Annotated in this window: 12 protein-coding genes; 10 read left to right on the top strand and 2 right to left on the bottom strand. The window is 73.0% G+C overall.

All coding sequences use genetic code 11. The features are described 5' to 3' along the window. The first annotated feature begins 783 nt into the window (after positions 1-783). Both fmt and ACWGIS_RS33860 read left to right on the top strand, forming a co-directional pair. Positions 784-1,716: a methionyl-tRNA formyltransferase gene (fmt, locus tag ACWGIS_RS33865; RefSeq protein ID WP_453366332.1), complete on the top strand. Its 933-nt coding sequence runs from the start codon at positions 784-786 to the stop codon at positions 1,714-1,716. A gap of 90 nt (positions 1,717-1,806) precedes the next feature. Further along, entirely contained in the window at positions 1,807-3,237 is a 1,431-nt protein-coding gene (locus tag ACWGIS_RS33860) for an RsmB/NOP family class I SAM-dependent RNA methyltransferase (RefSeq protein WP_453366331.1), read from the top strand. Positions 3,238-3,301: 64 nt separating this feature from the next. Here the strand turns inward: ACWGIS_RS33860 and ACWGIS_RS33855 are convergent, their stop codons facing one another. Then, positions 3,302-5,470 carry an MMPL family transporter gene (locus ACWGIS_RS33855; protein WP_453366330.1) on the bottom strand — a complete coding sequence of 723 codons (2,169 nt, stop codon included), beginning with the start codon at positions 5,468-5,470 and terminating at the stop codon, positions 3,302-3,304. Positions 5,471-5,625: 155 nt separating this feature from the next. Between ACWGIS_RS33855 and rpe the strand changes: the two genes are divergently transcribed. From rpe to ACWGIS_RS33815, 8 genes are all read left to right on the top strand, one after another. Then, the gene (gene rpe, locus ACWGIS_RS33850; RefSeq protein ID WP_453366329.1) at positions 5,626-6,312 is read left to right on the top strand and encodes a ribulose-phosphate 3-epimerase; all 687 of its coding nucleotides are present in this window, start codon (positions 5,626-5,628) and stop codon (positions 6,310-6,312) included. Between the two features lie 78 nt (positions 6,313-6,390). Continuing rightward, positions 6,391-7,434: a sugar-binding transcriptional regulator gene (locus ACWGIS_RS33845; protein WP_388906884.1), complete on the top strand. Its 1,044-nt coding sequence runs from the start codon at positions 6,391-6,393 to the stop codon at positions 7,432-7,434. Between the two features lie 139 nt (positions 7,435-7,573). Continuing rightward, a complete protein-coding gene (locus ACWGIS_RS33840; RefSeq protein ID WP_453366328.1) occupies positions 7,574-7,876 on the top strand; it encodes a barstar family protein in 303 nt (100 codons plus the stop codon). Positions 7,877-7,996: 120 nt separating this feature from the next. Then, the gene (locus ACWGIS_RS33835) at positions 7,997-9,439 is read left to right on the top strand and encodes a GuaB1 family IMP dehydrogenase-related protein (RefSeq protein ID WP_453366345.1); all 1,443 of its coding nucleotides are present in this window, start codon (positions 7,997-7,999) and stop codon (positions 9,437-9,439) included. A gap of 343 nt (positions 9,440-9,782) precedes the next feature. Next, complete coding sequence (locus ACWGIS_RS33830) at positions 9,783-11,285, top strand: amino acid permease (protein WP_453366327.1); 1,503 nt, start codon at positions 9,783-9,785, stop codon at positions 11,283-11,285. 10 nt (positions 11,286-11,295) lie between these two features. Next, positions 11,296-11,748 (top strand): Lrp/AsnC family transcriptional regulator, encoded by a 453-nt coding sequence (locus tag ACWGIS_RS33825; RefSeq protein ID WP_037621108.1) that lies wholly within the window; start codon positions 11,296-11,298, stop codon positions 11,746-11,748. Between the two features lie 346 nt (positions 11,749-12,094). Further along, the gene (locus ACWGIS_RS33820; RefSeq protein WP_453366326.1) at positions 12,095-12,880 is read left to right on the top strand and encodes a carbon-nitrogen hydrolase family protein; all 786 of its coding nucleotides are present in this window, start codon (positions 12,095-12,097) and stop codon (positions 12,878-12,880) included. A gap of 56 nt (positions 12,881-12,936) precedes the next feature. Beyond that, complete coding sequence (locus tag ACWGIS_RS33815) at positions 12,937-14,631, top strand: flavin monoamine oxidase family protein (protein ID WP_453366325.1); 1,695 nt, start codon at positions 12,937-12,939, stop codon at positions 14,629-14,631. Between the two features lie 63 nt (positions 14,632-14,694). Here ACWGIS_RS33815 and ACWGIS_RS33810 read toward each other — a convergent pair whose 3' ends face one another. After that, positions 14,695-15,369, bottom strand: coding sequence for a DUF5995 family protein (locus ACWGIS_RS33810; protein WP_453366324.1), 675 nt, complete (start codon positions 15,367-15,369; stop codon positions 14,695-14,697). Positions 15,370-15,493: the final 124 nt, after the last annotated feature.

Here is a 15,493-nt window from a genome sequence, read left to right as displayed (position 1 = left end):
CTCTCGAACCGGCGTTGCGGAAAGGACCGGGCCGCGATCGCGGCCCGGTGGGTCAACTCTCTCTTGACAACGCGTCAGGGGGTCAGTGGTCACGCTGCGGGGGCGTAAGGGCATATGCACGGGGCGCACGTCTCGACGCACGCCCCCGAGGCCGGGTACGCCACCCCGGCGCGGCACGGGAACGTCGCCCTGCGTGCAGGGGACGTCCTGTGGCGCGACACGTGAAGTCGCCCGGCGGGCCATGAGAACGCCCCCGGCGCGGCACAGGAACGTCCTACGCCGGGACACGGGTACGCCGCCCCGGCGGGTCATGGGAACGTCCTACGGGCAGGACACGCGACCGTCCCCCGGCGGGACATGGGAACGCCCCCGATGTGGCGCGGAGAAGGCCCCCGGGGCGGCATGGGAACGTCCTACGGGGCAGGACGCGTGACGTCCCCCGACGGGACGTGGGAAGGCCCCCGACGTGGCGCGGGAAGGCTCCTAGGGCCGGCTGGGAACGTCCTACGGGGCAGGAGACGCGTGACTGTCCCCCGGCGGGACGTGGGAACGCCTTCACGTGGCGCGAGCCGCCTCCCGGCGTGGCACGGGGACGCCCCCGGCGTGGCGCGGAACCGCCCTCCGGCGGGGCCCACCGCCCGGCCGGGTGCGCCGTCGCCTCGCGGGGCTGACCGTTCCCGGTGGGGGCGGGGCTCATAGACTGGTGCGCCGCCCCGCATCGCACCGCTCCGCCGGCTCGTGCGGGCCTGCCCGCACTTCCGCCCGAGAGGCCAGCCGCCACCCATGAAGCTCGTCTTCGCAGGTACCCCCGAGGTCGCCGTTCCCGCCCTGGACGCTCTGCTCGCCTCCGGCCGGCACGAGGTCGCCGCCGTCGTGACGCGGCCCGACGCACCGGCCGGGCGGGGCCGCAGGCTCGTCGCGAGTCCCGTCGCCGAGCGCGCGGCGGAGGCCGGCATCGAGGTGCTCAGGCCCGCGAAGCCGCGGGACGAGGAGTTCCTGGCGCGGCTCCGGGAGATCGCACCCGACTGCTGCCCCGTGGTGGCGTACGGCGCGCTGCTGCCGAGGGTCGCCCTGGACATCCCGGCCCACGGCTGGGTCAACCTCCACTTCTCGCTGCTGCCGGCCTGGCGCGGCGCGGCCCCCGTGCAGCACGCGATCATGGCGGGCGACGAGATCACCGGCGCGTCCACCTTCCTCATCGAGGAGGGCCTGGACTCCGGCCCCGTCTACGGCACGGTCACCGAGGAGATCCGTCCCACCGACACCAGCGGAGACCTGCTCACGCGGCTCGCCTTCGCCGGCTCCGGGCTGCTCGTCGCCACCATGGACGGGATCGAGGACGGCACCGTCAAGGCCGTGCCGCAGCCCGCCGACGGCATCACCGTGGCCCCGAAGATCACCGTTGAGAACGCCCACGTCGACTGGTCGGCACCGGCCCTGCGGGTCGACCGCGTCGTCCGGGGCTGCACGCCGGCGCCGGGCGCCTGGACCGTCTTCCGCGGGGAGCGGCTCAAGCTGATCCAGGTGGCCTCCGTGCCCGAGCGCACGGAACTCGCCCCCGGGGAGCTGGCCGTGGGCAAGAACAGCGTGCACGTCGGCACCGGCTCGTACGCCGTCGAGCTCCTGTGGGTGCAGGCGCAGGGCAAGAAGCCGATGCGCGCCGCGGACTGGGCGCGCGGGGTGCGCATCCCCTCCGGGGAGCGGCTCGGCTCCTGACGAGGGCGGACGGGGTCACCGGGGTCCGGGTGCCCGGGCGCGGCGTACGCTGAGAGGCGCACCTTTTCCCGGATCCGGAGCACCTTTCCTGTGAGCGAGCAGTCCCGTCGGCCGAGCAGGCCGGGCAAGCCCTACCGCCGTCCCCAGAAGGACCCCGTCCGCATCCTCGCCTTCGAGGCGCTGCGGGCCGTTGACGAGCGGGACGCGTACGCGAACCTCGTCCTGCCGCCGCTGCTGCGCAAGGCCCGGGAGAAGGGCGGCTTCGACGGGCGGGACGCGGCGCTGGCCACCGAGCTGGTGTACGGCACGCTGCGCCGGCAGGGGACGTACGACGCGATCATCGCGGCCTGTGTCGACCGGCCGTTGCGCGAGGTCGACCCGCCGGTCCTCGACGTGCTCAGCCTCGGCGCCCACCAGCTCCTCGGCACCCGCATCCCGACGCACGCCGCCGTCTCCGCCTCGGTGGAGCTGGCCCGGGTCGTGCTCGGCGACGGACGCGCCAAGTTCGTCAACGCCGTCCTGCGGAAGATCGCGCAGCAGGACCTCGACGCCTGGCTGGAGCAGGTCGCGCCGCCGTACGACGAGGACGCCGAGGACCATCTCGCCGTCGTGCACTCGCACCCGCGCTGGATCGTCTCCGCGCTGTGGGACTCCCTCGGGGGCGGGCGCGCCGGGATCGAGGACCTGCTGGAGGCCGACAACGAACGGCCCGAGGTGACCCTCGTCGCGCGGCCCGGCCGGTCGAGCGCCGGGGAACTCCTCGATGTGCTCGGCGAGGAGAACGCGCTGCCGGGCCGCTGGTCCCCGTACGCCGTGCGGCTCACCGAGGGCGGCGAGCCGGGCGCCATCGACGCCGTGCGCGAGAACCGCGCCGGGGTCCAGGACGAGGGCAGCCAGCTGGTGGCGCTCGCGCTGGCGAACGCGCCGCTCGACGGACCGGACGAGAAGTGGCTCGACGGCTGCGCCGGCCCCGGCGGCAAGGCGGCCATGCTCGCGGGGCTCGCCGCCGAGCGCGGCGCCGTGCTGCTCGCCGCCGAGAAGCAGCCGCACCGCGCCGGGCTCGTCGCCAAGGCGCTCGCCGGGAATCCCGGCCCCTACCAGGTCGTCACCGCCGACGGCACCCGCCCGCCGTGGCGTCCCGGTACCTTCGACCGGGTCCTGATGGACGTGCCCTGCACGGGCCTCGGTGCCCTGCGGCGCCGCCCCGAGGCCCGCTGGCGGCGGCGGCCCGAGGACCTGGAGGGCTTCGCGCCGCTCCAGCGCGGGCTGCTGCGCACGGCCCTCGACTCGGTGCGGGTCGGCGGCGTCGTCGGGTACGCGACCTGCTCACCGCACCTCGCCGAGACCCGCGCGGTCGTCGACGACGTGCTCAAGCACTACGACGGCTCGGCCGACCTGCTCGACGCCCGTCCGCTCCTGCCGGGCGTCCCCGCCGTCGGCGACGGCCCCGACGTGCAGCTGTGGCCGCATCTGCACGGCACGGACGCCATGTATCTGGCGCTCATCCGCCGGACGGCGTGAGCGGCGGAGGCTGGTCCGTCCGGCATCCGGCGGGGACGACCCCCGGGTGCCTGGACGCCGCCCCCTAGTCGCCCGGCCGTGACGCCGGTTCGGAGGGGGCCGGGGGCGCGTCCCGGTCCGCGGCGTCCTCGCGGGACAGCCGGTGCGGCCACCACACCTTCGGTCCGGCGTCCAGGAACAGGGACGTCACGAGGACCGAGCGGACGATGAAGGTGTCCAGCAGGACGCCCAGCGCGACCGCGAAGCCGATCTCGGCGAAGGCCACCATGGGCAGCGTGCCGAGGGCGGCGAAGGTGCCCGCGAGGACCAGGCCCGCCGAGGTGATGACCGCGCCGGTCGCCGCGAGACCGGTGACGACGCCCGGACGGGTGCCCCGGTGGGCCGCCTCCTCGCGGATGCGGGTGGTCAGGAAGATGTTGTAGTCGATGCCCAGGGCCACCAGGAAGACGAACACGAACAGCGGGAAGTCCGTCGCCTCGCCCGCGTAGTCGAAGAGGTGGCGGAAGGCGAGCGCGCTGGCGCCGAGGGCCGCCGTGAAGGACAGCACGACCGTCCCGATCAGCAGCAGGGGTGCCACCACCGCGCGCAGCAGCAGCATCAGGATCAGCAGGACGACCGCCAGGACCGCCGGGATGATCACCCTGTTGTCGTGCGTGGTCGCCGCGTCCATGTCGAGCAGGGCCGCGGTGCCGCCGCCCACCCGGGCGTCGGCGTCCGGCACGGTGTGCACGGCGTCCCGTACGCGCTCCACCGTCTGCTTGGCCGCCTGGCTGTCGGCAGGCGCGGTCATCGTCGCCTCGAAGAGGACCTTGCCGTCGTGCGAGGGTTTCGTGCCAGCGGGCACGGTGATGCTGTCGGGCACCACCCCCCGGGTCTGCGCGACCGCGCTGCGGACCTCGGCGTTGCGCGTTTCGTCGGCCACGATCACCAGGGGGTCGCCGCTGCCCGCCGGGAAGTACCTCGCGGACACCTCCTGCCCGGCGATCGAGTCCGGCTTGCCGGTGAAGGCGTCGGCGTTGCCGATCCCCTCCGCGCGGATCTGCAGGAGGCCGAGCGAGAGCACCGCGAGAGCGAGCGCCGTGCCGATCCAGACGACGCGGGGACGGCGGGAGATGCGGCCGCCCATCCGGGCCCAGACGCCGTGTGCGGTCGGGTCGGGGGACCCGAGGTGGGGGACGGCGGGCCAGAAGATCCAGCGGCCGAAGACCAGCAGCAGGGCCGGGAAGAGCGTGATCATGGCGAGCAGGGCGACCGCGACGCCGATCGCGGCGACCGGCCCCAGACCGCGCGTGGAGTTCATCTCGGCGGCCAGCAGCACCAGCATGCTGAGCACGACGGTGGCACCCGAGGCGAGCACGGCCGGGCCCGCCCGGTTCAGGGCGAGGGCCATCGCCTCGTGGCGGTCCTCGTGCCGGCGCAGCTCCTCGCGGTAGCGCGCGACGAGCAGCAGCGCGTAGTCCGTGCCGGCGCCGAAGACGAGGACCGTGAGGATGCCCGCGCTCTGCCCGTTGACCGTCAGGCCCGCGTGTTCCGCCAGCAGGTAGATCACCGCCTGGGAGGTGAACAGCGCGGCGACCACCGCGATCAGCGGGACGACGATCAGCGTCACGCTGCGGTAGGTGAGCAGCAGCATCACGATGACGACGGCCATCGCGGCGAACAGCAGCGTCGAGTCGATGCCCTCGAAGGCCTCGGAGAAGTCGGCGGAGGTGCCGCCGGGCCCGGTGATGTGCACGGCCAGGCCGTCGCCGCCGCTGCCCACGACGTCGCGGATCGAGTCGACCGCGGGCGCGATCTCCTTCCAGCCCTTCTCGTCCATCGTGACGGGCACGAAGATCTCGGCGGCCCGCGGCGCCGTACGGTCGTCGTAGACGGGTCCGCGGGTCTCGGTGCCGCGCACCCCGTGGGCGGTCAGCTCCTTGATCTCACGGACGTCCTCGGTGATCCGCCGCCGGTCCTCGCCGGTCAGGCCGCCGTCGCGCGCGTAGACGACGACCGCCGGGATCTGCTCGGGCCTGAAGCCCTCCGAGAGGTGCAGGACCTGGGTGGACTCGGCGGTGCCCGGCAGCCAGGAGGCGGCGTCGTTGTCCTGGGCGCCGGTGAGCTTCGTCGCGAGCGGCGCCGCCACCACGAGCAGCACCAGCCACAGGCCGACCACCACCCACTTGCTGCGCCGCCCGCACACGAACCCGATGAGTCCCTGGCGCACCCGGCGCTCCGTGCCGTCCGTCATGGCGACCCCCGTAGCCGCTTCTGGAGCCGGTGAGCCGCCCAGCATGGCATGTCCGGCCATTCCCCGACATCCGCCGGACGGCCCGGAACCTCCGCGGTACGGCCCAGGTACGGACCGGGGGGAGCAACCGGGGCCGGGCATGGCAGTCTTGGGGCATGGCCGTGCAGATCAACCCCAGCATCCTGTCCGCCGACTTCGCGCGTCTTGCCCAGGAGGCAAAGGCGGTGGAGGGAGCCGACTGGCTCCACGTCGACGTCATGGACAACCATTTCGTACCGAACCTCACGCTCGGTGTACCGGTCGTAGAGTCCCTGGCCCGGGCGACGGACACTCCGCTGGACTGCCATCTGATGATCGAGGACGCCGATCGGTGGGCGCCCCAGTACGTGGAAGCGGGGGCCGGTTCGGTCACCTTTCACGTGGAGGCGGCCGCCGCGCCCGTGCGGCTCGCCCGCGAGATCCGGGCCAAGGGCGCCCGTGCCTCCATGGCGCTCAAGCCCGCGACCCCGATCGAGCCGTACGAGGATCTGCTCCCCGAGCTCGACATGCTGCTGATCATGACCGTCGAACCGGGCTTCGGCGGCCAGTCGTTCCTCGACATCATGCTCCCGAAGATCCGCCGCACCCGCGAGTTGATCAGCAAGCACGGACTCGAACTGTGGCTTCAGGTCGACGGGGGTGTCTCGGCCTCCACCATCGAGCGCTGCGCCGAGGCCGGCGCCGACGTCTTCGTCGCCGGATCGGCGGTCTACGGGGCGGCGGACCCGGCCGAGGCGGTACGTGCACTGCGCACGCAGGCGGAGGCGGTGACCGCCCGTGCCTCCTGGGCGTGCGACCACTGAACCAAGGGAACGTGAACGCCGCCCATCGGGGCGGATCAAGTACGCCGGATCTGCAAGGATGAACGGCGAATCCAGAGTGTGAACAGCAGTGAGGAGATCGCCGTGTCGGGTATGTCGGCGGGCCGGTCAGCCATGCGGATGGGGCCCGCTGAGCTGGTCCAGGCGGCGGCCATGGCCCGCCGCTTCTACCTCGAGGGCAAGTCCAAGATCCAGATCGCCGAGGAGTTCGGCGTCAGCCGCTTCAAGGTGGCCCGGGTCCTGGAGACCGCTCTCGAACGGGATCTCGTGAGGATCGAGATCCGTGTACCTGCCGAGCTGGACGCGGAGCGCTCGGACGCGCTGCGCGCCCGCTACGGCCTCAGGCACGCCGTCGTGGTCGAGTCCCCGGCCGACGCCGAGGAGTCGCCCGACCCCGAGAACCTCGGGGAGGTCGCCGCGGACCTGCTGGCCGAGCTGGTCAACGAGGGAGACGTGCTCGGCCTCGCGTGGGGCCGCTCCACCATCCACATGGCCGCCGAGCTGTCCAGGCTGCCCCCGTGCACGGTGGTGCAGCTGACCGGGGTCTACGACGCCGGGACCGCCGAGCGCGGCTCGGTGGAGGCGGTACGCCGGGCCGCCCAGGTGTCGGGAGGCGACGCCCATCCCATCTACGCGCCGATGCTGCTGCCGGACGCGGCCACCGCGGCGGCGCTGCGCAACCAGACCGGGCTCGCCCGCGCCTTCGAGTACTTCGACAAGGTCACGGTCGCCTGCGTCTCCATCGGGTCCTGGGAACCGGGCATCTCGACGGTGCACGACATGCTCAGCGACGAGGAGCGCGGGCACTACGCCTCGCTCGGGGTCGCCGCCGAGATGTCGGCGCACCTCTTCGACTCCGAGGGGCGCCGGGTCGGACGTGACCTCGGCGAGCGGTGCATCACCGTCAAGGCGGACCAGCTGCGCCGTATCCCCGAGGTCGTCGCCATCGCGGGCGGGCAGCGCAAGGCCGCCGCGATCGACGCGGTGCTGCGCTCCGGTCTCGTCACGAGCCTGGTGACGGACACGTCGGCGGCGGACTACCTGATGACGGCGGGCCCGGCCCCGCGTCCCGCCCTCAACAGGGCGGACCCGGACGGCCCCTGACCGCCCCGGCGGTGAACGGCCGGCCCCGCCGGCACCCGCATCGGACCCGCAGACCCCCCCGGGGCTGCGGGTCCGACGCCGTCCGGGGTGCCGTCTCCGGGCCCCGGACGGCCGGGCGGCGCGACCGGCGGGGACGGCTGTGGGAGCATCGGCGGCATGGTGCCGCGGTCCGTTCCCCGCCTTCGCGGGCCTTCTCGTCTGCCTGCCGGACTGGTTCGGGCGCAACTGGGGCGCCTTCGCGGACTGCCTCGGCGACCCCGGCCGGGGACCGGCGAGCCCGGGCCGACCCCTGGTGGTCGGCGGCCGGCGGGAGTACGCGGCCGCCCGGCCGGGGGAGTGGGACACCGACAGGAGGTCCTGGCGTCCGCCGCCGGACCGTGTCCGGGCCGGAGCGCGCTCTCGTCGTCCTGGACCTTGGAGGATCCGACCAGACACCCCCTGACCAGCCTGGATGATCTGTCCGGACCGTGCACACGCGGCGTCGTGGGACAATGAAGTACGTGCTCTTCCCCCTGGCTGACCTGTCCGGGGGCCACCTCTGATCGACTGGGATGTGCAGCACGTGCGTTTCCTCAACGACATCCAGCCCCCGTACGACCTGACGTACGACGACGTCTTCATGGTGCCGAGCCGCTCCGCGGTCGGATCCCGGCTGGGCGTGGACCTCTCCTCGCCGGACGGCACGGGCACCACCATCCCGCTCGTCGTCGCCAACATGACGGCGATCGCCGGGCGCCGGATGGCCGAGACCGTCGCCCGTCGCGGTGGCCTCGTCGTCATCCCGCAGGACATCCCGATCGAGGTCGTCACCGAGGTCGTCTCCTGGGTCAAGGGACGCCACCTGGTGCTCGACACCCCGATCATCCTGGCCCCCCACCAGACCGTCGCCGACGCGCTGGCCCTGCTGCCGAAGCGGGCGCACAACGCGGGCGTCGTCGTGGACGGCGACGGCCGGCCGGTCGGCGTGGTCACCGACACCGACCTCTCCGGCGTCGACCGCTTCACGCAGCTGTCCGAGGTCATGTCCAGGGACCTGCTGCTCCTCGACGCCGACATCGAGCCGCGCGAGGCGTTCAACCGCCTCGACGCCGCCAACCGCCGGTACGCCCCGGCAGTCGACGGCGACGGCAGGCTCGCGGGCATCCTCACCCGCAAGGGCGCCCTGCGCGCGACGCTCTACACCCCCGCCACCGACGCGCGGGGCAGGCTCCGTATCGCCGCCGCCGTGGGCATCAACGGCGACGTGGCGGGCAAGGCCAAGCAGCTCCTCGACGCGGGCGTCGACACCCTCGTCATCGACACCGCGCACGGTCACCAGGAGTCGATGATCGCCGCCATCAGGACCGTGCGCGCGCTGGACCCGCAGGTCCCGATCGCCGCGGGCAACATCGTCGCCGCCGAGGGCGTCAGGGACCTGGTCGAGGCGGGCGCGGACATCATCAAGGTCGGTGTCGGCCCCGGCGCCATGTGCACGACCCGCATGATGACCGGCGTCGGCCGCCCGCAGTTCTCCGCCGTCATGGAGTGTGCCGCCGAGGCGAAGAAGTACGGCAAGCACGTCTGGGCCGACGGCGGTGTCCGTCACCCGCGCGACGTCGCCATGGCGCTGGCCGCCGGTGCGTCCAACGTCATGATCGGCTCCTGGTTCGCCGGCACGTACGAGTCGCCGGGCGACCTCCAGCAGGACGCCAACGGGCGCCTCTACAAGGAGTCGTTCGGCATGGCGTCGGCCCGCGCCGTCAAGAACCGGACGAGCGAGGAGTCGGCCTACGACCGCGCCCGTAAGGGGCTGTTCGAGGAGGGCATCTCCACCTCGCGCATGTTCCTCGACCCCGCCAGGCCGGGCGTGGAGGACCTGATCGACTCGATCATCGCGGGCGTCCGCTCCTCCTGCACCTACGCCGGCGCCAACTCCCTGGAGGAGTTCGCCGAGAAGGCCATCGTCGGCATCCAGAGCGCCGCCGGCTACGCCGAGGGCAAGCCGCTGCACGCCAGCTGGAACTGACGCACCGCCACACCGGACGGCCCCCGCGGAGCGACCGCGGGGGCCGTCGGCGTGCCCCCGGCCGACCGGCCGGCGAGGAGAGGGCGGCACCCCGGCCCGCAGGCCGTCCGGGAACCTCGCGCAACGGTCGAAAGGCTCCGCGCAACGAACGTGCGCGGCACCGCGAGGAACGCAACGATCTTGCGGAGACGCGCAAGGTTGCTGCATTACGCCCGTGAAGTCCCTGCTCATAGGGTCGAGCGCTGTACATGGTGTGGCGGGGACCCCGCTCGGTGGGTCCCCGTCGTCAGGGGATGCCGCCGGTCCCCGCCCGCCCGACCGGCAGCGATGAAGGAGCCAGCGCGTGCTCGACCAAGGCGCACCCCCGCAGTCCCGGACCCCCTCCGCCCCACCGTCCCCCGGCCTGGGCGCCCGCCTCATGCGGCGCAAGCCGGTGGAACGCCTGGTCGCCGAGGGCGGCCAGGGAGAGGGCGGCACCCTGCGCCGCTCGCTCGGCCTCTGGCAGCTGACCATGATCAGCATCGGTGCCACCCTCGGCACCGGCATCTTCGTCGTCCTCGGTGAGGCAGTCCCGAAGGCCGGACCCGCGGTCACCCTGTCCTTCGTGATCGCCGGGCTCACGGCACTCTTCTCGGCCCTCTCCTACGCCGAGCTGGCGGGCACCATCCCCGTCTCCGGCTCCTCGTACTCGTATGCGTACGCAACGATGGGCGAGCTGATCGCCTGGATCTGCGGCTGGTGTCTGGTCCTGGAGTACGGCGTCTCGGTCGCGGCCGTCGCCGTGGGCTGGGGCGAGTACCTGAACGAGCTGCTCGACGGCACGATCGGCGTCACCATCCCGGACGCGCTCTCCGCGCCGCCCGGCGACGGCGGCGTCTTCAACCTGCCCGCGCTCATGGTCGTCCTGCTCGCCATGGCCTTCCTGCTGGGCGGCGCCAAGGAGTCGGCCCGCGCCAACACGATCATGGTGGTCGTGAAGATCGCCGCCCTGCTGATGTTCTGCGCGATCGGCGTCCAGGGCTTCCGCTCCGGCAACTACGAGCACTTCATGCCGCTCGGCATGGCCGGCGTCAGTGCCGCCGGCGCCACGCTCTTCTTCTCCTACATCGGCTTCGACGCCGCCTCCACCGCCGGCGAGGAGGCGGAGAACGCCCAGCGCGACCTGCCGCGCGCGATCATGCTCTCGCTCGTCATCGTGACGGCGCTGTACGTCGTCGTCGCGGCCGTCGCGGTCGGCGCCATGCCCTGGCGCGGATTCGGCGACTCGGAGGCCGCGCTCTCCGGGATCATGAAGGACGTCACCGGCCAGACCGTGTGGGGCACGCTGCTCGCGGCCGGCGCGGTCATCGCCATCGCCAGCGTGGTCCTCACCGTCCTCTACGGCCAGACCCGCATCCTCTTCGCCATGTCGCGCGACGGGCTCGTGCCCAAGGTCTTCTCCCGCGTCCACCCGAAGACCGGCGCGCCCCGCGCCAACACGGTGATCGTCTCGCTGTTCTGCGGTGTCCTCGCCGCCGCGATCCCGCTGGGCCAGCTCGCCGACGCCACCAGCATCGGCACCCTCTTCGCCTTCGCCCTGGTCAACATCGCGGTCGTGGTGCTGCGCCGTACGCGCCCGGACATGAACCGCACCTTCCGGGTGCCGCTGTCGCCGCTGCTGCCCGTGCTCGGCTTCGCCTTCTGCGTCTGGATGATGGGCAGCCTCTCGGCCGTCACCTGGGTGGTCTTCGGGGTCTGGATGGCCGTCGGGCTCGTGTTCTACTTCAGTTACGGCCACCGCCGCTCCAAGCTGGCCGTCCCGGGCTCCCCGGCCGTGGCCGACACCGCGGCCATCGCAGAGAAGTGAACCACCCGCCTTGCTGAACGATCTCGACGAACGCATCGTGCACGCCCTCGCCGAGGACGCCCGCCGCTCCTACGCCGACATCGGGCAACTGGTCGGCCTGTCCGCGCCCGCCGTCAAGCGGCGCGTGGACCGGCTGCGGGCCACCGGGGCGATCACCGGGTTCACCGTCCGGGTGGACCCGGCGGCGCTCGGCTGGGAGACCGAGGGGTTCGTCGAGATCTACTGTCGGCGCAACACCTCGCCGGAGACCATCCAGCGGGGCCTGGAGCGCTACCAGGAGGTCGTGGCCGCCTCCACCGTCACCGGGGAGGCGGACGCGGTCGTCCAGGTCTTCGCCTCGGACATGCGGCACTTCGAGCGGGTCCTGGAGCGGATCGCGGGCGAGTCGTTCGTGGAGCGGACCAAGTCGGTACTCGTCCTGTCGCCGCTGCTCAGGCGCTTCTCGTCCGGCTCGCCCACCTAGGGGCGACGTCCGGCGGGACCCGGGGTCGCGGTGCGAGCCGGGTCCGGCCGGCCGCCGGGGCGTGAGCCCGCCACCCGCGCCGAAGGGGCCGGTCTCCCGCCCCCGCCCGGCCCCTGCGGCGCCTCCCCGAAGTCCCTCCGCGACCCGTCCGCGGCGAAGAAGGCGGCCCGTGCCCCGAGACGCGCAACGAATCGCCGCCGGCCCCCGCCCGCACGCAACGGATCGTTCACCGGCGCGCAACGGCTGCTCCTTGTCCCGCGCAGCCCGGCGACCGTACCGTCTATCGGGGCGACCCCGCCGGTCGCCCGCCCCCCCTTGAACCCCTCCGTCCCGGTGAGGAACACGCATGCGCACAGCCCTGCTCCAGAGCTCCGGCCGCCCCGGCTCCGTCGACGAGAACATCAAGGTTCTCGACGACGCCGCGGGCCGCGCCGCCGCCGCGGGCGCCGGACTGCTCGTCGCACCGGAGATGTTCCTGACCGGCTACGCGATCGGCGACGACATCGCCCGCCTCGCCGAGCCCGCCGACGGTGCCTGCGCTGACGCGATCGCCGCGATCGCCGCCCGGCACGGCCTCGCCGTCGCCTACGGCTACCCCGAGCGCGACGGCGAGCGGGTGTACAACTCCGTCCAGCTGATCTCCGCCGACGGCCCGCTGGCGAACTACCGCAAGACCCACCTCTTCGGCTGCTTCGAGCGCGACCACTTCACGCCGGGCGACCAGCCCCCCGTCCAGGCCGAGCTCGGCGGACTGCGCGTCGGCCTCATGATCTGCTACGACGTCGAGTTCCCGGAGAACGTCCGGGCGCACGCCCTCGCCGGCACCGACCTCCTCCTGGTGCCGACCGCGCAGATGCACCCCTTCCAGTTCGTCGCCGAGTCCGTCGTCCCGGTGCGGGCCTTCGAGAACCAGATGTACGTCGCCTACGTCAACCGCGCCGGCCAGGAAGGGGAGTTCGAGTTCGTCGGGCTGTCCGTGCTGGCCGGCCCCGACGGAGTCGCCCGCACCCGGGCGGGCCGCGGCGAGGAACTGGTCGTCGCCGACGCCGACCCCGTCCTCCTCGCGGCCTCACGCGAGACGAACCCGTACCTGAAGGACCGCCGCCCCGGTCTCTACGGGTCGCTCGTCTGAGCCCGGCCGCACGCCCTCTCCCCGCACTCAGCTTTCCCGCAAGGAGTCCGTACCCCATGACGTCCACGGTGCCCACCGCCGTCCCCCACGCCGACGCGCAGCAGCCGCCGATCACCATGTTCGGCCCGGACTTCCCGTACGCGTACGACGACTTCCTCGCCCACCCCGCGGGCCTCGGCCAGATACCCGCGACCGAGCACGGCACCGAGGTCGCGGTCATCGGCGGCGGTCTCTCCGGCATCGTGGCCGCGTACGAGCTGATGAAGATGGGCCTCAAGCCCGTCGTGTACGAGGCCGACCGGATCGGCGGCCGGCTGCGCACCGTCGGCTTCGAGGGCTGCGACCCGTCCCTCACGGCGGAGATGGGCGCCATGCGCTTCCCGCCGTCCTCCACCGCCCTCCAGCACTACATCGACCTGGTGGGCCTGGAGACCCGGCCGTTCCCGAACCCGCTGGCCGAGGCCACGCCGTCGACCGTGGTCGACCTCAAGGGCGAGTCGCACTACGCCGAGACGGTCGAGGACCTGCCCGAGGTGTACCGCCAGGTCGCCGCCGCGTGGAACGCCTGCCTGAACGAGGGCGCCGACTTCTCCGACATGAACCAGGCCATGCGCGAGCGCGACGTCCCGCGCATCCGAGAGATCTGGTCGAAGCTCGTCGAGAAGCTCGACAACCAGACCTTCTACGGCTTCCTCTGCGACTCCGACGCCTTCAAGTCCTTCCGTCACCGCGAGATCTTCGGCCAGGTCGGCTTCGGCACCGGCGGCTGGGACACCGACTTCCCGAACTCCATCCTGGAGATCCTGCGCGTCGTCTACACCGAGGCCGACGACCACCACCGCGGCATCGTCGGGGGCTCCCAGCAGCTGCCGCTGCGCCTGTGGGAGCGCGAGCCGGAGAAGATCGTGCACTGGGCGTACGGCACCTCGCTCGCGACGCTGCACGACGGTGCCCCGCGCCCGGCCGTGACCCGGCTCGGCCGCACCGCGGGCAACCGCATCACCGTCACGGACGCCAAGGGCGACATCCGCACCTACCGGGCGGCGATCTTCACCGCCCAGTCCTGGATGCTGCTTTCCAAGATCGCTTGCGACGACTCGCTCTTCCCGATCGACCACTGGACGGCGATCGAGCGCACGCACTACATGGAGTCGAGCAAGCTCTTCGTGCCGGTCGACCGGCCGTTCTGGCTGGACAAGGACGAGGAGACAGGTCGCGACGTCATGTCGATGACGCTCACCGACCGGATGACGCGCGGCACGTACCTCCTCGACGACGGCCCCGACAAGCCGGCCGTCATCTGCCTGTCGTACACCTGGTGCGACGACAGCCTGAAGTGGCTGCCGCTGTCCGCGAACGAGCGGATGGAGGTCATGCTCAAGTCGCTCGGCGAGATCTACCCGAAGGTCGACATCCGGAAGCACATCATCGGCAACCCGGTGACCGTGTCCTGGGAGAACGAGCCCTACTTCATGGGCGCGTTCAAGGCCAACCTGCCGGGCCACTACCGCTACCAGCGGCGCCTGTTCACCCACTTCATGCAGGACCGGCTGCCCGAGGACAAGCGCGGCATCTTCCTCGCCGGCGACGACATCTCCTGGACGGCCGGCTGGGCCGAGGGCGCCGTGCAGACCGCCCTCAACGCGGTCTGGGGCGTGATGCGCCAGCTGGGCGGCGCCACCGACCCGACCAACCCGGGTCCCGGCGACGTCTACGACGAGATCGCGCCGGTGGAACTGCCCGAGGACTGACCGCGCCGGGGCGGGGAGCCGGCCGGTTCCCCGCCCCCGCAACAGGGCCCGCCCGTGCGGGTGTCAGTCCGGCAGCGGGGTGAGCAGCATGCGGCCCGTCAGGCCCACCGCCGCGTCGAGCCGCCGGCCGAACTCCTCGGCCAGCTCCGGGAGTCCGCGCAGGGCCCAGAGCGCGCGGGCCGCCGACCACGTGGCGTCGCGGGCCCGCTCCAGGCTCCAGGAGCCGAGCAGATGCGTGAGCGGGTCGGCGATCTGCAGCAGATCGGGGCCCGGCATCAGCTCCTCGCGGATCCGCTCCTCCAGCGAGACGAGGAGATCGCCCACCCGCTCGAACTCGTCCTCCAGATCGGCCGGTTCGCAGCCGAGGCCGCGGCAGGTGTCCACGACGGCGAGCACCAGGTCGTGCCCGATGTGCGCGTTGATGCCCGCGAGCGCGAACTGCAGTGGCCGTACGCCGGGATGGCGGCGGAACTGGAACAGCGGACGCCAGCAGGCGGGCCGGTGCCTCTCCTCGGCCACCGCCAGATAGCGCCGCGCGAACCGCACGTCCAGGGCGGTCGCGGCCTCGGCGTCGGGGAAGTGCCCGCTGCCCAGGCGCCGGGCCACCTCCTCGGTGACGGCGAGGTAGACGCGGTTGAAGACGGCGACGCCGTCCCGCTCGGGCAGGTCCGCGTCGAGGGCGCGCATACGGAGGACGACCGCGTCGACAGGCCGGGTGAACTGTTCCAACTGCGCCATGAGGGCAGGGTGCCAGTCCCGGCCCCGCGGGGGGGGCGCCCGCCCGGCGGCGGCCCCCGGCCCGGGGGCCCGCGCCCCCCCCGGGGGGGGGGGCCCCCCGCGACCGGGTGCCCCCCCCGGGGGG

It is taken from the genome of Streptomyces sp. NPDC054842, assembly GCF_053611025.1.
This window is presented reverse-complemented; position numbering and strand designations above follow the sequence as displayed.

Excerpts from the sequence above, each read along its gene's own strand:
- fmt (WP_453366332.1), top strand. The coding sequence starts at position 784 with ATGAAGCTCGTCTTCGCAGGTACCCCCGAGGTCGCCGTTCCCGCCCTG.
- ACWGIS_RS33855 (WP_453366330.1), bottom strand. The coding sequence starts at position 5,470 with ATGACGGACGGCACGGAGCGCCGGGTGCGCCAGGGACTCATCGGGTTC.
- rpe (WP_453366329.1), top strand. The coding sequence starts at position 5,626 with ATGGCCGTGCAGATCAACCCCAGCATCCTGTCCGCCGACTTCGCGCGT.
- ACWGIS_RS33820 (WP_453366326.1), top strand. The coding sequence starts at position 12,095 with ATGCGCACAGCCCTGCTCCAGAGCTCCGGCCGCCCCGGCTCCGTCGAC.
- ACWGIS_RS33815 (WP_453366325.1), top strand. The coding sequence starts at position 12,937 with ATGACGTCCACGGTGCCCACCGCCGTCCCCCACGCCGACGCGCAGCAG.
- ACWGIS_RS33810 (WP_453366324.1), bottom strand. The coding sequence starts at position 15,369 with ATGGCGCAGTTGGAACAGTTCACCCGGCCTGTCGACGCGGTCGTCCTC.